This window comes from Sphingomonas sp. GW821-FHT02B09 (assembly GCF_059421875.1).
In genome coordinates, this window is the sequence record NZ_JBWKVV010000003.1 from 442,901 (window position 1) to 464,986 (window position 22,086).

Genomic DNA, 22,086 nt, shown 5'->3' on the forward strand with positions numbered 1-22,086 from the left:
CCGCACCGCCGACATACAAAAAGGGAGGCCGGCTCGCGCCGACCTCCCGATTTGCATTCCTGCGGTAGGAGCTGGTCTTACTGACCAGCGCCCGGGCCGTAGGTGACTTCCACGCGACGGTTCTGCACTTCGCGAACACCATCGGCGGTGTCGACGCGCGGACGGCTCTCACCGAACGCTTCCGTCGAGATGACACCGGCGGGGATGGCGTGCGACGTGAGATACGCCTTCACCGAGTCCGCGCGGCGCTGCGACAGGCCGACGTTGTACTTGGCCGAACCCGACTTATCGGCGTGGCCGGCCAGCATGACCTGCGCGTTACCGCAGCTCTGGTACTGGCTGACGGCGTTGTCGAGGATCGACGCGGCCTCAGGCGTAACGTCCGACTTGTCCCATTCGAAGAACACGATGAACGGACCAGGCGAGCAGACCGGAGCCTCTGCAACCGGCGCCGGGGGCGGCGGGGGCGGGGGCGGCGGGGGCGGCGGGGGCGGCGGCGGCGGCGGGGTCGGCGAACCGAAGTTGTACGTCACGCCACCGAGGATGCTGTGCGAACGGAAACGGCCGTCGAACTGACGGTTCGTCGCATCGACCAGCTTGACGTTGTCGGCGTTGAAGAAACGATACTTCAGCGTCGCGTCGATATGGTCGGTCAGCGGAGCGCGGACGCCGGCGAGACCCTGCCATGCGAACACGGTGTCGGAGTCGTCGACGAAGTTGCCGCGGTTGTTCAGGCCGTAGTTCGCCTTGACGCGAGCCACACCGACACCGCCGCCGACGAAGCCCTGGATGCCGTCGTCGTCGCCGAAGTCGAGCAGGCCGTTCAGCATGAAGCTGAGCGCCGAGGTCTTGCCACCGGCATAGTCATAGGTGCCCTGCGGAACCGAGACCAGCGCGCCGGTCGAGGTGTACGCCGGGGTGGTCAGCGTCGAGCTGTAGCCGTCGACGGTCGCCGAACGGTAGCCGACTTCGGTTTCGACGCGGAACCCGCCGAAATCGTAGCCGATGACGCCATCGACGTCATAGCCGTAATTGTGGTCGACCGTAGCCGCCTTGGAGGTTGCACCGATGTCATAATCGATGTCTTCGACGATCATCGCGCCGCCTTCGACGCCAACGTACCACGACTTGTCGCGGGCGAGGGCGGGAGTGGCGAGCGCGGTGGATGCCAGTGCCAGTACGACGGCAAGCTTCCGCATAGGAGTCCCCTTTCTTGAGTGTCACTACGGACAGGGCAAACTCACTATCCGACGGTTGGTTTCCACGCAAGAATGCAAAAGGTCGGACCTGTTGCAAGGATGCCACACCCAATTTCATCCCGCGATCAGACCATGTTGGCGCAAAGCATTGAGAATCCCTGTCAAAGTTTTTCGCGCCACGGCGTCCACCACGGTGCCGCCATCGGGATCGGCGATCGCGCCGCCGCGCGGGCCGACGACGGCGACGCCGCCGATGACGATCCGGCCGGCTACCAGCTCGCCGTCGCGCCAGCGCCCGTCGCGGTAGACGACCGGCAGTCCCGAGGCGGCGTTCCACACTGCGAAGCCCTCGGCGGGAACGACGAACCGCCAGCCGCCGCCGCTCCAGCCGGCCAGCGCATCGCCATGCCCGGCCCAGGCATCGGTCGGCGTCGTGCCGACGATCCAGCATTGCCCCGGCTGCGGCGCTTGCGGCGGCGTGTTGCCGCCGATGCCGATCACCGCCGGCTGCACCAGCATGTCGAGCCGGGTCAGCGCCTCGTTGTGCGTCAGCTCCTTGCCGGCCTGCCCCGCGGTGAGCAACGGCAGTGCCAGCCGCGCGCTGATCTGATCGGTCATCGTCCTGCTCCTTCCGGAAAGAGAATGCGTGTCGGCTGCGATGCGGCCAGCGCGCCCTGCTGGACAATCGCGATCGTCGTGCCCGCCGGCGGCCGCTCGCTTGCGGCGAGGCGCAGATACGGTACCGCCGTCTCGATCACCCGCCGCATGCCGTCCGCGGTGGTGAGCGTCAGCCGATAGGCCTCCGCCTCTTCGACCAGCGGCGTGTCGACACCGTCGGACCAGATCCAGCCGCCACGGCTGCGCCGCGTCCAGCGGATCGCCAGCCCGCCATCACTCAACGTCTCGGTGACGGCATGGACCGGCGCGGGCGGCGCGACGGAGGCGCCGGTGATCGCCACCGCCGCCTCGGCCGGCGCATCGAGATCGCCTACCCCGCTGCCGAGCAGCCGCAGCCGTCGTCCGATCGCCGCCAGCGGCAGGTCGATCGTCGCGACCGCGTCCGGCTCGATCAGGGCGAACCGATCGCCGGCGGCCTGCGTGCCGATCGCCGCCTCGGTGCCGCGCAATCCGCGATACAGGCCGGTCAGCGCCCAGCGCCCGCCACCCAACGGCTCCGCCTGCGCGAACTGGATGAGCTCGTCGCCGAGCAATGCGAGATTGCCGCCCCGCGCCAGGCTCGCCGCATCGGCGTCGCCCAGCGTCATGTCGCCCCGCCGTAGCGCCACCACCGGCCGGCTGCGCCGATCGACCAGCAGCGCCGACGCCGCCGCCGGCAGCGTCTCGATCCGGCCGATCGTCGCCGGCGCCGCGGTCGCGCCCGCCGCGGTCCAGCTCGCCCCGTCGTCGAGGCTGTAGAGCAGCGCCGCCTGCCGCCAGCCCGCCCCCTCGCCAGCCGCTATCACGCTCACCCGCGGCGCGCTCAGCGGCCGGTCGCCGAGCCCGGGCACTTCCGCCGCGATCAGCCATGTCCGCCCGACCGTCCGGTCGGGTGCGGCCACCACCCGCCCGCTGCTCGCCCCGGTCACCACCGCCGGCGCGCCGATCGGTACGAGGGTCAGCGTCGTCATCGTCCCCGACACGCTGCTGGCCGCCACCCGCCAGCGGCCCGGCTCGTCGGCAAGTGCGACGATCGCCCCCGGCGCGATGGCGAGCCCCTCGACGCCGAGCGCCACCTGCCGCCGCGTCCGCTCGATCTCGCCGCGCGCGACCAGCGCCGCCGCAACGCCCTTCGCGGTCGCCGCCTCGACCACCGCGGGCAGCTCGACCCGGTCGATCCGCTCGCCGGCCCCGGGCCGGCGGACGCGCTGCACGCCGATCTGATAGTCGCGCGCCGGATCGTGATGCGCCACCGCCACCTCGCGCGGCACGCTCGCCAGCGCCGCCACCGTCCGCCGCCGCCGCGCCGTCCGCCCGCTCGCCGCCATGCCCGCATCCGCGATCCCCAGCGCCGCGCCGGTATCGCTCTGCCGCACCAGCCGCGCCCCCGCGGTCCGCCACCAGCCGCCATCGAGCATGGCAAGCGTATCGAGCACCCCGCGCACGCTCGCCCCCGACGCGGCGAAGCCGCCGAGCGGCAGCCCGCCGACCGCCACCACCTCGGGCGCGAGCGCCGCAGCGATGTCGCCGCATCCCACCGCCGCGGCATCGGCGACCACCTCGAAGGTCAGCGACGGTATACGATTGCCGAAATCGGCGAGCTGCATCCCCTCGAACACCGCATAGCCGAGCCCGCGATAGGCGGGCGTCGTTCCCATCGCCGAGGCGATCAGCGGATCGACCGGCTGATCCTCGCCCCCCAGGTGGAGGCGGAATCCGGTGTGGCTCTTCCAGTCCCCCGCCGCGCCGCGCAGCAGCTTGCCCTCCGCCCATATCCGCCGCACCGCCAGGATCGGCCGCGCCGACAGCGCCACCGCGAAGCTCGCGGCGTAACTGTAGCTGTTCGTCCCCGGCTGCCCCTTGCCGCCGCGCTGGCTGCTGCGCGTCTCGATCAGGTCGGTCGACCAGATCACCGTACCGGCAACCCGCATCGTCCCGAACACCTTGGGCAGCGCCGTGCCATAGCTCGACGTCTGCACCGCCAATTCGGTCAGCCGCGGTCCCTCGCGCGCCGCGCCGCGGAACAGCCGCCCGTCGATCGCCTGCCCGACGATCGCCCCGACCGCACCGCCGATCGGCCCGCCGACCATCTGCCCGACCGTGCTCAGCACCAGCGTCGCCATCAGCCCCTCCCCTCGTACCGCCAGGCACCCAGTCGCAGCCAGTCCGGCACCCCGGGCCGCGCGACCACCCGCCGCAGGCCCGCATCGGCATGGACGATCCCGGCGCCCGTCCGCACCGCGCCATGGATCTGCCCCGGCCCGACGCGGAACAGCAGCACGTCGCCCGCGGCACCGCCGTCGCCCCGCGCCAGCACCGCATCCAACCGTGCGATCACCGTGGCGGGATCGCCGCCCCGCAACGCATAGCCGCTCGGCACCTCGCCCACCCAACCGGCGCCGCGCAGCGCCGCCGCGATCACCCCGATACAGTCGAGCCCGCTCGCCACGTCGCGCCCGTGCAGCCGGAACGGCGCGCCGACCAGCGCCAGCGCCGCCACCGCGACCCGCTCACCCACCGGCATAGCGGGTCAGCAGGTCGACCCCCGGCAGATGCGGCTCGCCGCGGAAGTTCGCCGCATTGCCGAACCGCGCCGCGCAGGTGGCGAAGCTCTTGTCACACCCCTCGATCAGCTCGACCAGCGCCCCCGTCGCCACCGCGAAGGCCGGCGCGGCGCGCAGCGTCACGGTCACCCCCGCCGACGCGTCGATCGCCTGCACCAGCCCGCCGTTTGCGCCGCCGAACCAGCGCAGCAAGCCGCCGGCATAAGCCCCCGCGACCGGCTCGGCGGCATCCAGCGTCACCATCCGGTCCGCCACCGCCGCCACGCGCGCGAACCGCCGCCGCCCCGCCATCGCCACGCGGCAGCGCCGGTCGCCCAGTTCGGCGCGACATTCCGCCGACGTCTCCTCGACCACCGGCCGGTCGAGCGAGGCGCTCGCCCCCGCCAGCTCGGCGGTGAAACCGTCCTCACCCAGCTCGACCGCGCCGATCCGCCCCTCGCCCAGCTCGGCGACCAAGGCCCCCGTCTCCCAGTCGACCGCGAACACCCGCACCCGCGCCCCGTCCCAGCGCCCGGCGAGCAGGTCCGCCTCGCCGATCGCCGCGCTGGTCAGCGCGCCCCGCACGTCCATCGTATCGGCCTCGAGCCCCGCCGAGCGCTCGATCGCCGAAGGTGTCATCCCCGGCGCGGCGCGATGCACCAGCCCGTCGACGACGAGATCGCGGTCGTGCGTGGTCAGCCCGATCGCCACGCCGTCGCGCCGCTCGATCCGCCAGCAGAAGGCGACGCACGACAGCGCGCTCATGGCCGCACCTCGATGAGCGGCACCGACACCGCCTCGCCGGCGAGGAAGGTCGCGCGGCTCACCCGCAACCGGTCCTCGGCGAAGCGGACGACGACGTCGAAGGCGAAGCTCGCGCGCACCACCGCCCCCGCCGCCGGTGGGCTGTCGAGCAGCACGACGCCCCCCGCCTCGACGCCGAAGCCCTGCGTCGCGACGCCGTCCACTGCGACGCGCACGCTGCCCGCCACCGGTCGCACGATCCGCCGCGTCGCCGCATCATAATGTTTCACCAGCGCGAACCGCCGCCGCACGCCGTCGCCGCTGCCGAGCGGTTCGTCGGTGCCGGCCGCATCGAACGGATCGCGCAGCCGGAACGCGCGCGCCGGACCCATCCGCGCACGGAAGAAGGCGAGCAGCGTCGCGATATCCGCCTCGCTGCGCACCCCCGGCCCGACATCGTAACTGGTGCGCGCCTCCGCCCAGCCGGCGTTGCGCTGTTCGGCGCCGCCCGCGGCGGTCAGGATCGTCGTCGCAAAGCCGGGGATCACCGCCGCCTCGCGCCCCAGTGCGATCGGGAACAGCACGTCGTCATAGTCCTGCACGTCATCCTCCCCCTCGAAATGGACGAAGCCGTCGCGCATCACCTGCGGCAGCGCCCACAGCACCACCGCCGCGACGCCGCGGGCCCGCGCCGCCAGCGCCGCCGCTTCGATCCGCGGCCAATGCGCCGCCGCCTGGTCGCCGCGCAGCACGAAGCCGGCGAGATACTGCTGCCGTGCCGGCGGATAGCCGAGCCGTGCCTGCACCGCCGCGACGCCGCGCGCGGTCGACGCGGCGTCGCCCGCGGTGACCCAGTCGTAATCCTCGAGCTGCAGCACATCGAACGCCGGCGAGGCCCAGCCGAGCGGCAGATTGGCCCGCGCCAGTTCCGGCGCCGCGGCATCGAGCACCGTCGGCAGATAGGTGAGCAGATGGCTGCGACACCCCGGAAACGCCGTCTTCACCGCGTCGACCAGCGCCGCGGTCGAGCGGGCCAGCGCCGCGCCTGCGCGATCCAGCGTCGCCCGCTGCGCCTCGCTCAGCATCCCGCGGACCGAGGGGATCGCCACCGGCGCAAACGCCGCCACCGCCGCCGCGTCGTAGAGGCACGGCCGCCCGTCCGCCATCGTCCACCACCACGGCTCGCCGACCTGCACCATCGGCGCCAGCCCCGCGCCGACGCCGATGCCGACGAACGCCGCCGCGACCTGCCGCAGATAGGCCATCGCCCCGTCGTGCGACGGCGAAAGCAGCGTCGAGGGCGGCTCCCACCCGGTCCGCGCCGGCGCGCCATCGGCGGCACGCTGCTTCCAGTCGTTCCAGCAATGCGCGTCGAACAGCTCGTAGCTCAGCGACCAGATGACGCCGTAGCCGAACGCCCCGGCGCGGGCGGCGAAGTCGCGATGCCACGCCGCGCAGGCGACGTTGAGCACGCCGCCGCGCAGGCTCGCGTAGAAGCCGCCGTCGAGCGCCTCGAGCCGGAAATAATGGCTCATCCCGACGTAATGCGTGATCGCGCCGCGATAGCCGAGCTGGAGCGCGTTGCGCAGCAGCCGCGCCGGGGTGAGATTGTAGCTGTCGTCATAGCCGCTGGCGATCGCGAAGCCGTGTTCGGGCAGCACCGCATCGCCGATCGCCAGCACCGCCCCCGGCCCCTCGCAGACGACGCCGGTCAGTTCGACCCAGCCCTCGCACGCCGCCGGCAGGGCCGCGGCGCTGCCGTCGTAATCGGGCGCGACCAGCGACACGAACAGCCGGTCGACATCCCCCGCCCACACCGGCTGCGCGTCGTCGGGCAACCGGAACCCGCCCGACAGATGCGCAAAATCGAGCGTGACGACCGCATCCTCGGGCGTGCCCACCGAATAATTCCACAACCTGACGTACCAGGCCCGCGCCACCCCCGCGGCATCGCGTCCCTCGATCGTCAGCGTCGGCCCGTTGACCGCATCCAGCGGCTTGATCCCCGCCGAGCGCCAGCGGAACCGCAACCGGCAGCCGCGGAAATCGCGATCGGTGGCGTAGCGCAGCAACGGATGATCGAACCGGTCCTCCGCCTCCCAGATCAGCCCGGCGAGGTCGGCCCGCGTCTGGAAGACCGCATCGACCCGCATCGCATCCGCCGCGGGAGTGGTCACCGCCGCCATCATCGGCCGCGGGAAATTGACCGTCCAGAACCGCGGATCGAACCGCGACACGACCCCCTCCACCTGCTGCTCGCGCCGCGAGCACAGCCAATACGCCATATCGGATCTCCATCGAATCGACGGCGGGACCACGCCCCCGTTCGTCATCCCGGCGAACGCCGGGACCCATGGACCCGCAACGCCGATGGCGGTGCGCCACCGCGCCCATTCCGCAACCGTTAATCCCGGCCTGCGCCGGGATGACGAAAGGGAAAGTGACGCCCCCGCCACCGCCCTCACCCCTCCAGCGCCGCGCGTACCGCCCGCGCGACCTGCCGGCTCGACCGTTCCATCGCCGCCGGCGCCTCCCCCGCCCCGGCCTGCACGTGGATCGTCACCCGCACGTCGCGCGCGCCCGCCGCCGGTGCCGCCTCGACCCGCCCGCTCGCGGTCGGCACGAACAGCTCCGGCCCGCGCTCGCCGACGACATAACCGCGCCCCGGTGCCACCGGCCCGCCGGTCGCCCGGCCGGGCAGACCTGAAGACATCAGCCTCAGCAGCGATATCGCCCCTCCCCCGCCGGTCGCGTCGCCCGGCCGCTCGCCGCCCCAGTTAACATCCCCGCGCATGCCGCCGCCCCCCAGTACCGCCCCGACCCCGGCATGCAGCGCCGCCTTGGCGATCTGCGCCAGCGCCGCCAGTGCGACGCCCTTCAGCTCCTCGAAGCCGAACTTGCCGCTCCGCACCGCCCGCAGCAGCGCGCCCTCGATCGACCGCCCCGCCCGCTGCGCGCCGGCGCCGAGCGCCCCTTCCAGCGTCCCGCGCATCGCCTCGACCTCGCGCGCGAACCCTGCCGTGTCGGCGTGGACGCCGACCACCATCCGCTCCACCTCATCCATCCGGAAACGCCTCCCGCATCGCCGCCAGCGTCGCGGCGTCGGGCGGCGTCGCCACCGCACCGCCGCCGCGCGCCGCCGCCACCACCGCCGCCAGTTCGGCCGGCGTCGCCCGCCAGAAGGCGTCGGGGCTCCACCCCAGCACCGCTCCGGCAGACCCCGCCAGCCGCACCGCACATCCCGCGAAGTCGCTCACCGCCCCGCCAGTATCTGGTGGAGCAGGTCGCGCAGCACCGGCGTCAGCTTGGCCAGCCCGACCCCGATCAGCGCCTCACCCAGCGTCTCGCGCGTCATCCCTTCGGGCAACTCGCGCAGGCAGTGCCAGAACAACGCCACCAGCTCGCCGATGCGCAGCTTGCCGTCGGTCGCGCGCACGACGAGGTCGAACAGCGAGCCCAGCTCCTGCTCCGCCGCGACCAACGCCTGGAACGACGGCCGCAGCACCAGCGCGCAGCCGTCGACGCGCAGCGCGCATTCGCCGCGCGCCGGGTTCGCCGCGGCGCTCACGACGCCACCACCGGGCCGGAACTCTCCAGGCTCAGCGTATAGGATCGCTCGCCGTTGAAATCGCCGGCATAGTCCAGCTTGGTCACCAGGAAGCGCCCGGTCATCGCGTCGCCGCTCTCGAAGCTCAGCCGGTAATCGTCGATCGTCCCCGCGAGCGCGCTCGCCTTGATCCGCGCCTCGGCGGCGGAGCCGGTGAACACCCCCGCGCCCGACACGCTGACGCTGCGCACCCCGGCGCCCGACAGCAATTGCCGCCAGCCGCCCGAATCCTTGTTGGTCACCACCACCGCTTCGCCGTTGACGCTCAATTGCGTCGTACGCAGCCCCGCCACCGTCGCGAACGCCGGCACCGCCGCGCCGTCGCCGACCTTGAGCAGGAACGCACTGCCCCGTTCCACCGCCATCGCCTGTCTCCTTCAGTTGATCCGAAACATCCGCACCGCGAACGTGCTGGTGCCGATCCAATGCTCGGCCTTGCCGCGCACCAGCCGGCTGCGTGCCAGCCGCAGCCCGGCGAGCCGCCACCCCTCCGCGCCGAGATCGGCGGGCATCGTCTCCATCGCCGTTTCCACCGCGACGATCAGCGCGCGCAGCCGCTCGGGCTGCTCGCCGACGTCGGTATAGGTTACCGCGATCGTCCCCACGCGGCCGCTGACGCCGCTCGCATCCGCCGCGCCCAGCACCGGATCGTCCAGCGTCACCCGCGGCATCGCCGCGCGCAGCGGCGGCGCGGCGAACACCCGCGTCCGCCGCCGCAAATGCGCGAGCGTCGCCGCGTACAGCACCGCCCCCGCGCTCATGACCGCGCCTCCGCCGCCAGCCGCATCCGCCGATACGGCCGCCACAGCGCCGCCACCGCGGCGGGCGGCTCGGCCCGCCCGTCGCGATGCTCGAACAGATGCGCGGCGAGCAGCACGACCCCCTGTTGCAGCGGCGCGGCGAGCAGGTCCCAGTTCGCCGCCAGCCCCGCGGAATAGGCGACCGTCACCGCCGCCCCGCTCCGCACCCAGCCGATGCCGTGGCCGTCGATGTCGATCGCCGTCCCCGGCGCCGGTGCGGTGATCGCCCGCACCGGCAGCTCCGCGAGCCGCTGCCAGCCGGGCGCGGCGACGAGCGTCTGCTCGAAGCCGCGCACGATCAGCCGCTGCCCGCAGAACGCCTCGGCCAGCGCCAGCGCGGTCGCCGTGGCGCGGACGAGCACCGCCTCCGCCTCCCCCAGCCGCAGATAGTCCGCCGCGGCCGCCGCCGCGGCCGGTATCGCCCCCTCCATATGCTCCCCCTTCCCCCGCGCGCTCAGGCCGCGGCGAATTTCAACAGCTTGATCGCCTCGCTATCGGCGACGCAGCCGCCGATCCGCCGCGTCGCGTAGAAGCTGACGAACGGCTTGTTGGTGTAGGGATCGCGCAGGATCGCGGTCTCGGCGCGCTCGGCGATCAGATAGCCCGCGGCGAAATTGCCGAAGGCGATGCTGAGCGCATTGGCGGCGATGTCGGGCATGTCCTCCGCCTCGACGACGGGATAGCCGAGCAGCCGCGCCGGCTGCCCCTCGGCAAGCCCCGGTTGCCACAGCGGATGGCCATCGCTGCCCTTCAGCTTGCGGATGCGCGCCAGCGTATTGGCGTTCATTACCCAGCTCGCCCCCTGCCGGTAGGGCGCGCGCAGGCTCTGCATCAGGTCGACCAGCCGCTCGTCGGGCGCGCCGCCGAAGTCGCTCGCCGCACCCGAGGGCAGATATTGCAGCGTCCCCAGCGGTCGCGCGCCGTCCTTCGCGGTCGACAGCGCCTGGGTCAGGAACCCCTTGGGCCGGTTGACGCCGTTGCCGTTGACGAACGCCGCGCCCTCCGCCTTCGCGAATTCCGCCGCGATCTCGTCGGCGAGCCATTGCTCGACGTCGAACGCCGCATCGTCGAGCATCGCCTGGCTCGCCGAGGGATTGGCGTACAGCTCGCCCATCGGCGGCACCAATTCGGTGAACACCGGCGTCGCGGTCTCCGGCCGCGGCCCGGTCTCGCTCGCCCAGCCCGACGGCGTGCCGCCGGTGGTGATCAGCTTGCGATAACCCGCCGATCCGACCTGCACGACATTGGCGATGGCGCGGATCGGCGAGGCGCCGGTCAGCACCCGTGCGATCGCCGCATCGATCTCGCGCGGCACCGCATAGCCGCCCGCATCGCCGCTCACCCCGGTGAACGCCTTCATCTCCAGCGTCGCGCCTTGCCGCACGAAGCCTTCGAAGGCTCCGTCCGCCTGCACCACGCGCGCGCCGTCCAACGCCGGCCGATCGACCACGTCCATGCTTATTCTCCTTGGTTGAAAACTCTTGGCCGCCCGACTCAGTCGACCCGGTCGATCCGCGCCCCCGGCTGCATCGGCACCGCGACGAGGCTCACCTCGGCGAGCGCCACGCGCAGCAATTCGCGCCGCGCGCCCTGCGCCACGCGCAGTGGCCGGTAGCCGACCGACAGCCCGTTGATCGCGCCTTGGCGAACCAGCGCCGCGACGCGCGGATCGTCCACCTCGCCCGCGACGCGCAACCCGCGCGCATCCTCGCCGATCGCGACGATCCGCCCCACCGGCCGCCCGCGATGCTGCCACAGCAGCGGTACCGCGCCGGTATCGGCGAAGGCGCCCGCGCGCATCACGTCGCCCGCGCGGTCGGCGCGGTCGAACAGCGCCGCATAGCCCGCGAAGCCCACCGGCGCGGTCACTCCAGCCATGCGCGGAACCCCAGCTTCATCGCCAGCCCGGTAAGCAGCAGCGCCCCGGCGATCCGCAGCAGCCACCCCGCCGCCGCCTTCCACGCCGAGCGCTTGGCGTCGCGCCACGCGCCGAGCAGCTCGCGCAGCGCGGCAAGGTCGCCCTGCGCCTCCTCGTCGCCCAGCCCGAGCCGCTTGAGCGCGCGCATCGCCGACAGCTCGCCCGCCTCCTCGGCGATCGCGCGCATCGTCGCGATGTTGCTGCCTTCGCGCGCCGCCTGCGCCATCAGTTGCGCCAGAACCTCGCTCATCGTCCTACTCCCACCATGGTGCGTTTCTCCTCGACCGACAGGAAGTCGGCCGCCGCGACGCTCGCCCACAATCGCTCGCGATCCTCGCTCAGCGCCGCCACCCGATCGAGATCGACCGTCAGCGTCGCGTCCTCGAACCAGCCGCTCAGCCCCTGCGCCAGCCCGGCGAGGATCGTCCCCGCCAGCGGCAGCACGGTCAGCCGCCACAGCGCCCGATTGGCCTCGCGGTAATTGGCGTAGGTCGCGTCGCCGGGCAGCCCGAGCAGCATCGGCGGCACGCCGAAGGCGAGCGCGATCTCGCGCGCCGCCGCCGCCTTCAGCCCGACGAAATCCATATCGGCGGGGCTCAGCGACAGCGGCTGCCAGCGCAGGCCGCCCTCCAGCAGCATCGGCCGCCCGGCATTGCCGGCGCCGGCGAAGCCCGCCTCCATCTCCGCCTTCAGCCGCTCGAACTGGTCGGGCGCCAGCGCGCCGCCGTCGCCGGGATCGTAGACCAGCGCGCCCGACGGCCGCGCCGCATTGTCGAGCAGCGCCTTGTTCCAGCGCGCCGCCGCATTGTGCACCGCGACCGCCCCCGCCGCCGCGCCGAGGCAGCCCATGCCGTAATGGTCGTCGACCGGATTGAAGCTGCGGATATGCACCACGTCGGGCCGCGGCCCCTCGGCATCGAGCCGCGTCCGCCGCTCGCCGACCCGATAGACGTAGGCGGTCGGCCAGCCGCCCGCGTCCAGCTCGACGGTGACCCGCTCGGGTCGCAGCGCATAGAGCGCCGCCACGCCGCCGGTCTCGCCGGCCCCGTCGCGCAGCAACTGGACGTAGGCGTTGCCGTGCAGCAGCAGCTGCGCCGCCGCACTCTCCAGCAGCGCCTGCCCACCCGACCGCGTTGCGACCAGCGTCGCCAGCGCCGGCACGCTCGCCGCGATCGGCGCCGCCGCGACGCTCTCCGCCACCAGCTTCACCGCGCGCTGCGCGATCGCATTGCCGGCGAAGGCGTCGCGCACCTGCGCCTCATACGACCGCGGCCACTCGCCGAGCGCCACCCCCGTCCCCGTACGCGACAAAGCCGGCCGCACGCCCTCGCGCGCGGACCTGCGTCCGAATAACCGCATGATGATCTCCCATGATGTATAGGCTGGCCCAAGTCCTCCCTCGCTTCAGCGGGAGCACAGGGTTGGATTGCCCCCGGCAATCCAAGATCATGCCGGGGGCATGATCGACCCTGTGCTGGGACCGCGGGCCGCAGGCCAGTGGTGGAGGGGGCGTTTCTGCAAACGCGAAGCTTACCGTATCCTCCCCCTCCGTCAGCGCTTTGCGCTGCCACCTCCCCCTGGCGGGGAAGGAATTTGGGTTGATCGTCATCCCGGCGAAAGCCGGGACCCATGGACCCACGACGCCGGCGACGGCACATCAATCCACTGTCACGTACCCATGGGTCCCGGCGTCCGCCGGGATGACGATTATGGAGTGGGTAGCCGCCCCTTCGCGTCTTCGCGTCGTCGCGCGAACACCCTCCCTTCGGCGCCTCGCGCCCCTACAACCCCCGCACGCCCGCCCGCGCCCGCCGCCCGAGCATCAGCTCGCTCAGCGCCCACACCAGAGCGTCGGCCCGGTCCGGCGACCGCCCCGGCCCGTGATAGCCGCCCCCCGCGACCAGCCCGCACATCTCGTCCTCCAGCGCCGCGAACCGGCCGCAATGCCGCACCCGGTCGCGCTCGTAGAGCGTCGCCACCGGCTCGGCGCGCGCCACCTTGCCGCGGCTCGCATGCACCAGTGTCACCGGCAGCGCGACGTCCGCGGCGAGCAGCACCGATCGCACCATCGTCCCGCCCTGATTGGCCTCCGCCACCACCCGGTCGGCATGATGCCGCGCCGCGCAAGCCGCCACCGCGCGCGCCCAGCCCTCCGGCGATGCCGCCGCGACGCTCGCATCCTCCAGCACGTAGGCGACGCCATCGCCGTCGCGCCCGACCGCGACGATCCCGCAGGCGTCGCCCGCGCCGGCGTCGCTGCCCGCCGGCGGATCGACGCCGACCACGACACGCACCAGCCCCTCGGGCGCGACGCCGCGGCTCGCCTCGATCCGCGCCCGCGACCACAAGGCACCGGCGAGATCCTCGATCATCTCGCCGTCCAGCTCCTGCCGACCCAGCCGCGTACCGCCATAGGCCTCCTCGACGTGATCGACGAAGACCGCGGGCAGGAACGGATTGTCTCGCGTCGCCCCGCGCGTCTCGACCAGCCCGCGCGTGCGCAGCAGCCGCTTCATCAGCGCGGTCGGCCTCGGCGTCGTCGTCACCACCACCCGCGGCTGCACGCCGCGCCGCAGCCCCATCAGCAGATTGTCCCAGGCGGCATCGCCGCGCCGCCATTTCGCCAGCTCGTCGCACCAGGCGGCGCTGTGTTCGGGACCGCGCAGCTGATCGGGCGCATCCGCCGAATAGATCCGCGCCATCGCGCCATTGGGCCAGTGGATCTCGCCCCGCGACACCGTATAGCGCGGCGTCTGTCCGGTCTTGGCGACGGCGCGCAGCCCGCTCGGCCCCTCGATCATCACCCGGCGCACGTCCGCCGCGGTCGCGCCGACCAGCGCGATCTGCGCTTCGCCGTCGGCACCGGCGACCGCGGTCACCCATTCCGCGCCGGCGCGCGTCTTGCCGAAGCCGCGTCCGGCGCGGATCAGCCAGATCCGCCAATCGCCCGCCGCCGGCGGCGCCTGTCCGTCCTGCGCCCAGCCGCCCACCCAGCGCTCCGCGACTTCGCGCCGCACCGGCCTCGGCAGCGAGCGGACCAGCCAGGTACGCTCCGCTTCGGACAGTCCGGCGAGCGTCGCGATGATATCGCTCGTCGCCTCGCTCATGCCGCCGTCTCGCCCTGCTTGCGCTTGGCGAGCACCGCGAGCCGCCGGAGGATCAACGCGTCGCTTTCCTCGCGCGTCGTCACCTGCCGCGGTGGTTTGCCGCGCTGCTCGCGCCCGGCCCGCCGCTGGTCGTGCCAGACGAGCAGCCGCAGCCCATGCTCCCAGTCGAAGCGGCCCGTGCCGGTGTCCGCCGCCGCCGCTTCGCCCCCCGACAGGACATAGGCCATCGCCCGCGTCTCGATCGTCAGATAGCCCGCGTCGAGCGCCGCGCGCCAGGCGGCGCGGAAGGCGGCGTTGGTCCGCTGCCGGTAATAGGCCTGCGCCGGATCGATCCCGATCCGGCGCGCCGCCGCGCTGATGTTTCCGGTGCGCGACAGGTGATCCATGAACGCGCCGGTCAGCGCCGCGGTCCACCGCAGGCGTCGGCCGCGTTCGGGCATTACGATCGTGAGCGTCTCCCGCCGATCGCACGTCGCCCCGTCTTGGTCTGCAACGATACGCCCTGTCATCGTCCGCCCCCCGTTCGCCGAAACGCGATCGGGCCGGCAGCGACGAGGCATCACCCCGACCGCTCCGGCCCGACCCGCAATTCCTCATCGTTCCCGTTATGTACCCAAAGAGCGTGACGATGTCAAGCCTCTTGTACCAAATAGGATAGCACAATTTTCATACGTGCTCGTACTTTTGCACTGGTTGAAGCTGAAAGCGGTAACATGCGATAATCACACGCATTCGCGCATCGACCTGTCCAACAAATTGTGTCACAAACGGGTGTATCGCAGCACAGGATGTGTCTGCCGGACCGTCGTCTTGCGCAATTCTGCACCCGCCATGGTTCCCGGCACATCGATCAGGACGGGCCATTCGGCAATGACCAACCATCGTACATCGCTGAATGGAAAAGGCTTTTTATGAGGATGGCATTGGGTCCGGCTGCGCATGGCCTGATCGGCCGCGACCTCACCGTGATCGAGGTCGATTCGGCCTATGAGACGATTCTCGGCCTGCCGCGCGACGCGCTCGTCGGCCGCTCGGTGTTGGACACCCTCGCCGACGGCGATCGCAAAGCCGGCGAGCGGCAATTGCAGCATATCCTCGACACCGGCGAGGCGCGCTTCTTCACCCAGCGCCACGTCCGTGCCGACGGCAGCGCGCTCTGGGTCAATCTGCACGTCTCGCGCATGGGCGTCGGCGACGACCGCCGCCTGGTGGTGACGTGCCAGCCGCTGCGCGAACAGACCACCTCGCCCTCGACCGTCGAATCGCAATGGCGGATGGCGCGGCTGCTGCTCAGCGCGATCCGAAGCGGCAAGCAATCCTTCGGCCAGGCGCTCATCGGCAACCCCGCGACCGAGATCCTGCTCAGCGCCTATGTGGCGGAGGCGGAGGCCAAGGCGATCCTGGGCGGCGAGGTCGCGGAACGGATCGCGGTCGACTGGCAGCTCGCGCGCCGCTGGCTGCTCGCGCTCGGCAACGCCGGCTTCATCGAGCTGGAACGGCCCGGCCCGATCATGGCGGACACGCCGATCCGGCTGAGCCCACAGGCACTGACGATGTTGGAAGCGATCTTCGGTTCGCTCCTCGCCGTCGCGCAGGGCGCGCCCGTCGAAGCCTAGGATCGACGCTCACTCAGTCGAATCTTCGCCTTGGCGGACAAGGCTATCGCATCTGACGTTCTGTGTGAGGGCTTTGTGTTCCAAACCCACCCCGTCACCCCGGACTTGTTCCGGGGTCCACCCTGCGGCGAGGAGAACGGTTTGAGGTGACGCCATTCTCCTGCGGCTCCGTGCACCCCGGAACGAGTCCGGGGTGACGAAACTGATGAGATGACCGATCGAGCCTCATCACCGTAGCCACATGCCATCGCCCTGCCTTGGCAGGGGGAGAATTGACGGAAGCCCGCCGCTCCTGCCTGTTCAGCGCGACCGCATCGCGGCCCGCGACCGCAACGCCACCCGCGCCCGCGCCAGCCATCCACGCGGCACGGGCACCCGCTGCTGATCGCCCGGCAGCGGCTCGAATTCATGCGGTTCGAACGGCACGTGCGCCAGATCGAGCATCAGGCCGGTGACGTCCTTCGACAGGCTGGCATGGTTGTCGGCATCGAATGTCGCGCGCAAAGCCTGACCCAGCGGCTGCAACTTGGCATCCTGCCCGCGCCACCGCTCGTCGTCTTCGTCCTTGCCGATGCCGCTGCCGTCCATGATTGCCGCCCTCGTCCATCCCCCCAACGAACGGCGCGGCCACTGGTTCAGTCGCGGGGTGCCGGCCCGTCCGACGATTCGCCGGCACCGTCGCCGTCCCCGCCGGATGCATCGCCGTCGGCCACCGCCGCCTCGCCGCCGCCGTAGCAGCGGTCGAGATAATGGTTGGCGATGATGTAATGCGCACGGACCGCTTCGGGGTGGGTGGCGCGTTGCGCCAGCTCCAGTTCGGTCTCCGCTCGTGCATAGAAATAAGTCGTGTCGTCGCGCATGTCCGTGGCTTTCAGGCGATACGTGGATCGCGAAGTCTATAGGGTGGCGGCCGCGCCGCCGATCAATGCCAGCGCCGCTGCGGCAGCGTCGATCCGCCCGATCGGGTCAACGGCTCGCCGCATCGGCGAGACCCGCCCAGGCGGCGATCTCCGCATCGGCATGGCCGTGGACGACCAGTTCGCCCGCACGCTCCGCCGCCAGGTCGACCGTCACCGTGCCGCGCCATTCCCACGTCGCATTGCCCGACAGGCTGACCATCGCATCGCGCGCCACCTGCGCGCGCACCAGCCCGCCCTTGTTGAAGACGGTGATCGGCGCGTCATACGCCAACCGCCCGGTCAGACACGCGGCGAAGGCGGAGGCCGCCATCGCGCTGCCGCAGCTGTCGGTCAGGCCGACGCCGCGCTCGAACGTCCGCACAAAAAGATCCGCCGCGCGCACCTCGACGAACGACACGTTGGCACGATTGGGCAGCCAGTCCGGCGCCGCCTCGCACACATGGCCCAGCGCGACCAGTTCCGCCTCGTCGACGCGATCGACGAAGGTCACCAGATGCGGATTGGGCATCGCGACCGCGGTGAACAGCCGCTCGCTTTCCAGCGGCGGCACGACCGCCTCGACGATCCGCGCCCCTGCGCCGTGCAGCGGCCAGGCGGCGGCGTCGAGCCCCGCCGGCCCCGCCGTCTCGCGCACCGTGTAGACACCCGGTGCCAGCTCGGCATCGCGCACCACCGCCGCGCTCGACGTCTTCAGCTTCACCTGCGCCGCCTCGATCCCCAGCGCCTCGAACCCCAGCCGCGCCACGCAGCGCAGCCCGTTGAGGCACGTCTCCGCCTCGCTTCCGTCCAAATTCAGCATCACCATGGAAAACTGATGATTTTCAGCGCCTTGGCGGAGCAAAAGCAGACCGTCGCCGCCCACCGGTCCGCGGCGGTCGGCGAGCGCCCGTGCCACCGCCGCCCATTCGGCCGCAGACAGATCGAGCGCACGCGCGTCGATCAACGGAAAATCATTGCCAGAGCCATGGCATTTCACGAAATCGAACTGCACCACATCCATCCCACTGCCGCCCTTATGGGCCGCTTATGTTCTCGTCCGGCGGCGCCGATACACCCGCGGTGCCGGTCACGGCAAACGATAATGATCCGCCAGCCGGTCGAGCGCCAGCGTCAGCACCAGCCGCCCGGCGCGCGCCGGCCAGCCTAGCGCCTTCTCCGCGGCAGGCAGCCCCTCGCCGGCGCAGATCACCCGCCACGCGACATCGGCAAGCCCCTTGCCCGCCGCGGCGATCGCGGCGTCGAACCGCCGCTTGGCGGCGATCTGCGCGGTCGTCGGGTCGAGCCCCGCGCCGTCACCGCCGTCGACGCGCGCCGCCCAGCGCATCGTCACCCGCGGCCCGAGCGCCGCCGTCTCGTAATCGCCGCGCAACCGCTCCCCCGCCTCGAACTGGCGCGCATCGACCAGCCCGCGCGCGCGCAACCAGCCCAAGGGCGATTCGGCGAGATTCACCGTCACGCTGCGCCCCGTGCCTGCCGTCCGTTCGACCAATTCCCGCATCGTCGCCTCCATCCGAGTCGCAAACCGGCTTGCCACAACGTCAGCTTTGTAGGACAGAGAAATAACCGCAGCGGTTAGGACGCAGAGATGATCACGGCCATTCGAGAGGTGCGTAGAGCGAAGAACCTGACCCTCGAGGAGGTCGCCCGCCGCTGCGTCCCGCCGACGACCGCGCAGACCATCGGCCGGCTCGAGACCGGCACGCGCACCGTCTCGGTGGCGTGGCTCAACCGCATCGCCGCCGCGCTGGAGGTCGCGCCCGCCGATCTCGTCACGCTCCCCGACCGCGCGACACTGCCCGTCGCCGCGACGCTCGACGCTGAGGGCGCGCACGCCCCACGCCAGCCGCTCACGCTCGTCCCGCCGCAGCCCGCCCCCGGCGGCGTCGCGATCAGCGTCACCGGCAGCATCGGCGACTATCGCGCCGGCGACGCGCTATGGTGCGACTTGCGCGCGCCCGAGCATTTCGGTCAGGCGCTCAACCGCGACGTCCTCGTCCCCCTCCCCGCCGGCCGCTTCCTCTTCGCCCGCCTGATCGGCCGCGACGGCGACGCGCTGCTGCTCCTCCCGCTAACCCCCAACGCACGCCCGACGTCGATCACGTTACCAGCATGGTTGGCGCAGGCCTCGCGACTGATCCGCACGCTGTGATTCACGCGAAGTCATAGCCGGTTACCGTACCCCCAGAAAAAAGCCGTTCGCCCTGAGCCTGTCGAAGGGCAGGTGAGACTCAGGCCCTTAGACAAGCTCAGGGCAAGCGGGGATGGCGGCCGACAAGGCTGACAGGGCGCGATTGCGCCTCTGCAAAATGCTGCTTCTCCTTCGCGTCTTCGCGTCTTCGCGCGAACCAAACCTTCTGGAACAGCGACCCGCTTTAGCTGCACCGCAACATCTGCTACAGGCGCGCCTATGCTCAACCTCAACGGCATCACCGTGCGCCTCGGCGGCCGCACGATCCTCGACGGCGCGACCGCGGCACTGCCGCCCGGCGGGCGGATCGGGCTGATCGGCCGCAACGGCGCCGGCAAGTCGACGCTCGTCCGCGTCATCGCCGGCATGCTCGAACCCGACGACGGCTCGGCCGACATGCCGAAAGGCGCGCGCCTCGGCTATATCGCGCAGGAGGCGCCCTCGGGCACCGCGACGCCGTTCGAGACGGTGCTCGCCGCCGACAAGGAGCGCGCCGCGCTGATGATCGAATCGGAGACGAGCGAGGACCCTGAACGACTCGGCGACGTCTACGAGCGCCTCATCGCGATCGACGCCTATACCGCGCCGATGCGCGCCGCGCAGATCCTGCTGGGCCTCGGCTTCGACGAGGACATGCAGCAGCGCCCGCTCGACAGTTTCTCGGGCGGCTGGAAGATGCGCGTCGCGCTCGCCGCCCTGCTCTTCTCGCAGCCCGACCTGCTGCTGCTCGACGAGCCCTCCAACCATCTCGATCTCGAGGCGGTGATGTGGCTCGAGGATTTCCTCGTCAACTACAAGGCGACGATCGTCGTCGTCAGCCACGAGCGTGACTTCCTCAACAACGTGGTGGACAACATCCTCCACCTCCAGAACGGCAAGATCACGCTCTACGCCGGCGGCTACGACAGTTTCGAGCGCCAGCGCGCCGAGCGGATGGCGCAGCTCGCCGCCGCCAAGGCCAATCAGGACGCGCAGCGCGCCAAGCTGCAGGATTACGTCGCGCGCAATTCGGCGCGCGCCTCGACCGCCAAACAGGCGCAGAGCCGGCAGAAGATGCTCGCCAAGATGCAGCCGATCGCCGAGCTCGCCAATGATCCGTCGCTGTCGTTCGACTTCCCCGATCCCAGCGAATTGCGCCCGCCGCTCATCACGCTCGACATGGCGAGCGTCGGCTATGCCGAAACGCCGATCCTCAAGCGGCTCAATATGCGGCTCGATCCCGACGACCGCGTCGCCCTGCTCGGCCGCAACGGCAACGGCAAGACCACGCTCGCCCGCCTGCTCGCCGCGCAGCTCGCGCCGATGGACGGCGAGATGAACGCTTCCGGTAAAATGAAGGTCGGCTATTTCACCCAGTACCAGGTGGAGGAACTCGACGCCGACGACACCCCGCTCGAACATATGACCCGCATCATGCGCGGCGCCAGCCCCGCCGCGGTGCGCGCGCAGCTCGGCCGCTTCGGCTTCTCAGGCGACAAGGCGGTCGGCAAGGTCGGCAAGATGTCGGGCGGCGAGAAGGCGCGGCTCGCGCTGGCGCTCATCACCCGCGACGCGCCGCACATGCTGATTTTGGACGAGCCGACCAACCACCTCGACGTCGACGCGCGCGAGGCGCTGATCCAGGCGCTCAATTCCTACACCGGCGCGGTCGTGCTGGTCAGCCACGATCGCCACATGCTCGAGATGACCGCCGACCGGCTGGTGCTGGTCGACGGCGGCACCGCGAAGGAGTTCGACGGCAGCCTCGACGATTACATCGCCTTCGTATTGGCGGGCGACAAACAACCCGAGGCCAAGGGCAAATCGGGGGCGAAGAAGGAGAAGGGCAAGCCGATCGACCGCGACGCCGACAAGGCGCGCCGCAAGACGATCCGCGATTGCGAGGCGGAGATCGCCAAGCTCACCACCGACCGCAACGCGATCGACCGCGCGATGTTCGATCCCAAGACCGCCGAGCCGCGCTACGCCAAGCTGGCGATGGGCGAGTTGATGAAGCGCCGCGCCGACGTGCAGGCACAGATCGAGGCGGCGGAAGCGACGTGGCTCGAAGCGACCGAGGCGCTGGAGACGGCTTAACGGAGAGCCTGCTTCGTCAGGGTGCAGGACGGTCACGACGGCATCGAACGCGCGAAGCATGAGCGGCGTGTCAGGCGTCCGCTATCCTCCCGTCACCCCGGCCTTGCGCCGGGGTCCCGCTTCTGTCTGAACGGTGACGAAAAGCGGAATGCCGGATCAAGTTCGGCATGACGGACGAATGACGGCGCCTCCGTGACAACGCAGGCTACGCATGCTACCCGTCATCTCCGATCTGGGGTCGGCCGCACCGTTTGCCTCCAGCAACATCGCGGTTGCACTTAAATCCTTCCAATCATAAGCAACTTCCCGGTTGCACCAGGCGCAGCCGAAAGGTTGCCGATGTCTTCTTCCATGCCGAAGCCGGTGCAGGCCGCCCGTCTGTTCGCGGCGCTATCCGACCCGACGCGGCTGTCGCTGCTCATCATCCTGCGCAGCGGCCCCGGCCGCTCGATCGCACGGCTGTCCACCAATGCCGGCATGACGCGCCAGGCGGTCACCAAGCATCTGCGCGTGCTCGAAGACGCCGGTCTGATCACCGTCGAACGGCTCGGCCGTGAGACCCATTACCGGAGCAAGCCCGGTGCGCTCGACGCCGCGCGTCGCACGCTGGACGCCATCGCCGGCGATTGGGCGGCGCTCCGCCCCCCGCCCGCCGCGGGCTGACGATCCCGGGCAAGAAAAAGGCGCGGGAGTCGCCCCCCGCGCCGTCCG

Annotated in this window: 26 protein-coding genes; 4 read left to right on the forward strand and 22 right to left on the reverse strand. The window is 71.3% G+C overall.

Annotated features, from left to right (window positions below; genetic code table 11):
• Positions 1-77: 77 nt before the first annotated feature.
• The 18 genes from AC07U4_RS16405 to AC07U4_RS16490 all read right to left on the reverse strand — a co-directional run bounded on the left by AC07U4_RS16405 (position 78) and on the right by AC07U4_RS16490 (position 15,015).
• On the reverse strand, positions 78-1,199 hold the full coding sequence (locus AC07U4_RS16405) for an OmpA family protein (protein ID WP_495181833.1): 1,122 nt from the start codon (positions 1,197-1,199) through the stop codon (positions 78-80).
• A 114-nt stretch (positions 1,200-1,313) separates the two neighbouring features.
• Positions 1,314-1,817, reverse strand: coding sequence for a DUF2793 domain-containing protein (locus tag AC07U4_RS16410; protein ID WP_495196147.1), 504 nt, complete (start codon positions 1,815-1,817; stop codon positions 1,314-1,316).
• Positions 1,814-3,979: a GTA baseplate fiber-binding domain-containing protein gene (locus AC07U4_RS16415; protein WP_495196148.1), complete on the reverse strand. Its 2,166-nt coding sequence runs from the start codon at positions 3,977-3,979 to the stop codon at positions 1,814-1,816. The genes AC07U4_RS16410 and AC07U4_RS16415 overlap by 4 nt, the downstream gene beginning before the upstream one ends.
• On the reverse strand, positions 3,979-4,380 hold the full coding sequence (locus AC07U4_RS16420; protein WP_495196149.1) for a peptidoglycan endopeptidase: 402 nt from the start codon (positions 4,378-4,380) through the stop codon (positions 3,979-3,981). Before AC07U4_RS16420 ends, AC07U4_RS16415 begins: the two co-directional genes overlap by 1 nt.
• On the reverse strand, positions 4,367-5,164 hold the full coding sequence (locus AC07U4_RS16425; protein ID WP_495196150.1) for a phage/gene transfer agent baseplate hub protein: 798 nt from the start codon (positions 5,162-5,164) through the stop codon (positions 4,367-4,369). The genes AC07U4_RS16420 and AC07U4_RS16425 overlap by 14 nt, the downstream gene beginning before the upstream one ends.
• Positions 5,161-7,428 (reverse strand): DUF2460 domain-containing protein, encoded by a 2,268-nt coding sequence (locus tag AC07U4_RS16430; RefSeq protein ID WP_495196151.1) that lies wholly within the window; start codon positions 7,426-7,428, stop codon positions 5,161-5,163. Before AC07U4_RS16430 ends, AC07U4_RS16425 begins: the two co-directional genes overlap by 4 nt.
• Positions 7,429-7,604: 176 nt before the next feature.
• A complete protein-coding gene (locus AC07U4_RS16435) occupies positions 7,605-8,207 on the reverse strand; it encodes a tail tape measure protein (RefSeq protein ID WP_495196152.1) in 603 nt (200 codons plus the stop codon).
• Positions 8,200-8,400 (reverse strand): phage tail assembly chaperone, encoded by a 201-nt coding sequence (locus AC07U4_RS16440; RefSeq protein ID WP_495196153.1) that lies wholly within the window; start codon positions 8,398-8,400, stop codon positions 8,200-8,202. Before AC07U4_RS16440 ends, AC07U4_RS16435 begins: the two co-directional genes overlap by 8 nt.
• A complete protein-coding gene (locus tag AC07U4_RS16445; RefSeq protein ID WP_495181826.1) occupies positions 8,397-8,711 on the reverse strand; it encodes a gene transfer agent family protein in 315 nt (104 codons plus the stop codon). The genes AC07U4_RS16440 and AC07U4_RS16445 overlap by 4 nt, the downstream gene beginning before the upstream one ends.
• The gene (locus tag AC07U4_RS16450) at positions 8,708-9,115 is read right to left on the reverse strand and encodes a phage major tail protein, TP901-1 family (protein ID WP_038665190.1); all 408 of its coding nucleotides are present in this window, start codon (positions 9,113-9,115) and stop codon (positions 8,708-8,710) included. Before AC07U4_RS16450 ends, AC07U4_RS16445 begins: the two co-directional genes overlap by 4 nt.
• A 12-nt stretch (positions 9,116-9,127) precedes the next feature.
• Positions 9,128-9,511, reverse strand: a complete 384-nt coding sequence (locus AC07U4_RS16455) for a gp17 family tail completion protein (protein WP_137899936.1) — start codon at positions 9,509-9,511, stop codon at positions 9,128-9,130.
• Complete coding sequence (locus tag AC07U4_RS16460; protein ID WP_495196154.1) at positions 9,508-9,981, reverse strand: hypothetical protein; 474 nt, start codon at positions 9,979-9,981, stop codon at positions 9,508-9,510. Before AC07U4_RS16460 ends, AC07U4_RS16455 begins: the two co-directional genes overlap by 4 nt.
• A gap of 23 nt (positions 9,982-10,004) precedes the next feature.
• Positions 10,005-11,006 carry a phage major capsid protein gene (locus tag AC07U4_RS16465; RefSeq protein ID WP_495181822.1) on the reverse strand — a complete coding sequence of 334 codons (1,002 nt, stop codon included), beginning with the start codon at positions 11,004-11,006 and terminating at the stop codon, positions 10,005-10,007.
• A gap of 38 nt (positions 11,007-11,044) precedes the next feature.
• Complete coding sequence (locus AC07U4_RS16470) at positions 11,045-11,428, reverse strand: HK97 family phage prohead protease (RefSeq protein WP_495196155.1); 384 nt, start codon at positions 11,426-11,428, stop codon at positions 11,045-11,047.
• Entirely contained in the window at positions 11,416-11,718 is a 303-nt protein-coding gene (locus AC07U4_RS16475; RefSeq protein ID WP_038665181.1) for a DUF6127 family protein, read from the reverse strand. Before AC07U4_RS16475 ends, AC07U4_RS16470 begins: the two co-directional genes overlap by 13 nt.
• Complete coding sequence (locus AC07U4_RS16480; protein WP_137899939.1) at positions 11,715-12,827, reverse strand: phage portal protein; 1,113 nt, start codon at positions 12,825-12,827, stop codon at positions 11,715-11,717. The genes AC07U4_RS16475 and AC07U4_RS16480 overlap by 4 nt, the downstream gene beginning before the upstream one ends.
• Positions 12,828-13,249: 422 nt before the next feature.
• Complete coding sequence (locus AC07U4_RS16485) at positions 13,250-14,575, reverse strand: DNA-packaging protein (RefSeq protein ID WP_495196156.1); 1,326 nt, start codon at positions 14,573-14,575, stop codon at positions 13,250-13,252.
• Positions 14,572-15,015 carry a hypothetical protein gene (locus AC07U4_RS16490; protein WP_495196157.1) on the reverse strand — a complete coding sequence of 148 codons (444 nt, stop codon included), beginning with the start codon at positions 15,013-15,015 and terminating at the stop codon, positions 14,572-14,574. The genes AC07U4_RS16485 and AC07U4_RS16490 overlap by 4 nt, the downstream gene beginning before the upstream one ends.
• Before the next feature lie 471 nt (positions 15,016-15,486).
• Here AC07U4_RS16490 and AC07U4_RS16495 point away from each other — a divergent pair, with 471 nt between their 5' ends.
• Positions 15,487-16,191, forward strand: a complete 705-nt coding sequence (locus AC07U4_RS16495; RefSeq protein ID WP_495196158.1) for a PAS domain-containing protein — start codon at positions 15,487-15,489, stop codon at positions 16,189-16,191.
• Positions 16,192-16,491: 300 nt separating this feature from the next.
• Here AC07U4_RS16495 and AC07U4_RS16500 read toward each other — a convergent pair whose 3' ends face one another.
• The 4 genes from AC07U4_RS16500 to AC07U4_RS16515 form a co-directional block, all read right to left on the reverse strand.
• Positions 16,492-16,779 (reverse strand): hypothetical protein, encoded by a 288-nt coding sequence (locus AC07U4_RS16500; protein WP_495196159.1) that lies wholly within the window; start codon positions 16,777-16,779, stop codon positions 16,492-16,494.
• Positions 16,780-16,826: 47 nt separating this feature from the next.
• Positions 16,827-17,051, reverse strand: coding sequence for a hypothetical protein (locus AC07U4_RS16505; RefSeq protein WP_495196160.1), 225 nt, complete (start codon positions 17,049-17,051; stop codon positions 16,827-16,829).
• 106 nt (positions 17,052-17,157) lie between these two features.
• Complete coding sequence (gene dapF, locus AC07U4_RS16510) at positions 17,158-18,111, reverse strand: diaminopimelate epimerase (RefSeq protein WP_495196161.1); 954 nt, start codon at positions 18,109-18,111, stop codon at positions 17,158-17,160.
• A gap of 66 nt (positions 18,112-18,177) precedes the next feature.
• Positions 18,178-18,609, reverse strand: coding sequence for a DUF6456 domain-containing protein (locus tag AC07U4_RS16515; protein WP_495196162.1), 432 nt, complete (start codon positions 18,607-18,609; stop codon positions 18,178-18,180).
• Positions 18,610-18,696: 87 nt separating this feature from the next.
• On the opposite strand from AC07U4_RS16515, the gene AC07U4_RS16520 reads away from it, so the two are divergent.
• The 3 genes from AC07U4_RS16520 (at position 18,697) to AC07U4_RS16530 (ending at position 22,038) form a co-directional block, all read left to right on the forward strand.
• Entirely contained in the window at positions 18,697-19,260 is a 564-nt protein-coding gene (locus AC07U4_RS16520) for a helix-turn-helix domain-containing protein (RefSeq protein ID WP_495196163.1), read from the forward strand.
• Between the two features lie 258 nt (positions 19,261-19,518).
• Entirely contained in the window at positions 19,519-21,375 is a 1,857-nt protein-coding gene (locus tag AC07U4_RS16525; RefSeq protein ID WP_495196164.1) for an ABC-F family ATP-binding cassette domain-containing protein, read from the forward strand.
• 339 nt (positions 21,376-21,714) lie between these two features.
• The gene (locus AC07U4_RS16530; protein WP_495196165.1) at positions 21,715-22,038 is read left to right on the forward strand and encodes an ArsR/SmtB family transcription factor; all 324 of its coding nucleotides are present in this window, start codon (positions 21,715-21,717) and stop codon (positions 22,036-22,038) included.
• Positions 22,039-22,086 lie beyond the last annotated feature (48 nt).

Coding starts and splice junctions, on each gene's coding strand:
- AC07U4_RS16405 (WP_495181833.1), bottom strand. CDS start 1,199: ATGCGGAAGCTTGCCGTCGTACTGGCACTGGCATCCACCGCGCTCGCC.
- AC07U4_RS16410 (WP_495196147.1), bottom strand. CDS start 1,817: ATGACCGATCAGATCAGCGCGCGGCTGGCACTGCCGTTGCTCACCGCG.
- AC07U4_RS16415 (WP_495196148.1), bottom strand. CDS start 3,979: ATGGCGACGCTGGTGCTGAGCACGGTCGGGCAGATGGTCGGCGGGCCG.
- AC07U4_RS16420 (WP_495196149.1), bottom strand. CDS start 4,380: ATGCCGGTGGGTGAGCGGGTCGCGGTGGCGGCGCTGGCGCTGGTCGGC.
- AC07U4_RS16425 (WP_495196150.1), bottom strand. CDS start 5,164: ATGAGCGCGCTGTCGTGCGTCGCCTTCTGCTGGCGGATCGAGCGGCGC.
- AC07U4_RS16430 (WP_495196151.1), bottom strand. CDS start 7,428: ATGGCGTATTGGCTGTGCTCGCGGCGCGAGCAGCAGGTGGAGGGGGTC.
- AC07U4_RS16435 (WP_495196152.1), bottom strand. CDS start 8,207: ATGGATGAGGTGGAGCGGATGGTGGTCGGCGTCCACGCCGACACGGCA.
- AC07U4_RS16450 (WP_038665190.1), bottom strand. CDS start 9,115: ATGGCGGTGGAACGGGGCAGTGCGTTCCTGCTCAAGGTCGGCGACGGC.
- AC07U4_RS16455 (WP_137899936.1), bottom strand. CDS start 9,511: ATGAGCGCGGGGGCGGTGCTGTACGCGGCGACGCTCGCGCATTTGCGG.
- AC07U4_RS16460 (WP_495196154.1), bottom strand. CDS start 9,981: ATGGAGGGGGCGATACCGGCCGCGGCGGCGGCCGCGGCGGACTATCTG.
- AC07U4_RS16465 (WP_495181822.1), bottom strand. CDS start 11,006: ATGGACGTGGTCGATCGGCCGGCGTTGGACGGCGCGCGCGTGGTGCAG.
- AC07U4_RS16470 (WP_495196155.1), bottom strand. CDS start 11,428: ATGGCTGGAGTGACCGCGCCGGTGGGCTTCGCGGGCTATGCGGCGCTG.
- AC07U4_RS16475 (WP_038665181.1), bottom strand. CDS start 11,718: ATGAGCGAGGTTCTGGCGCAACTGATGGCGCAGGCGGCGCGCGAAGGC.
- AC07U4_RS16480 (WP_137899939.1), bottom strand. CDS start 12,827: ATGCGGTTATTCGGACGCAGGTCCGCGCGCGAGGGCGTGCGGCCGGCT.
- AC07U4_RS16485 (WP_495196156.1), bottom strand. CDS start 14,575: ATGAGCGAGGCGACGAGCGATATCATCGCGACGCTCGCCGGACTGTCC.
- AC07U4_RS16490 (WP_495196157.1), bottom strand. CDS start 15,015: ATGCCCGAACGCGGCCGACGCCTGCGGTGGACCGCGGCGCTGACCGGC.
- AC07U4_RS16495 (WP_495196158.1), top strand. CDS start 15,487: ATGAGGATGGCATTGGGTCCGGCTGCGCATGGCCTGATCGGCCGCGAC.
- AC07U4_RS16500 (WP_495196159.1), bottom strand. CDS start 16,779: ATGGACGGCAGCGGCATCGGCAAGGACGAAGACGACGAGCGGTGGCGC.
- AC07U4_RS16505 (WP_495196160.1), bottom strand. CDS start 17,051: ATGCGCGACGACACGACTTATTTCTATGCACGAGCGGAGACCGAACTG.
- dapF (WP_495196161.1), bottom strand. CDS start 18,111: ATGGATGTGGTGCAGTTCGATTTCGTGAAATGCCATGGCTCTGGCAAT.
- AC07U4_RS16515 (WP_495196162.1), bottom strand. CDS start 18,609: ATGCGGGAATTGGTCGAACGGACGGCAGGCACGGGGCGCAGCGTGACG.
- AC07U4_RS16520 (WP_495196163.1), top strand. CDS start 18,697: ATGATCACGGCCATTCGAGAGGTGCGTAGAGCGAAGAACCTGACCCTC.
- AC07U4_RS16525 (WP_495196164.1), top strand. CDS start 19,519: ATGCTCAACCTCAACGGCATCACCGTGCGCCTCGGCGGCCGCACGATC.
- AC07U4_RS16530 (WP_495196165.1), top strand. CDS start 21,715: ATGTCTTCTTCCATGCCGAAGCCGGTGCAGGCCGCCCGTCTGTTCGCG.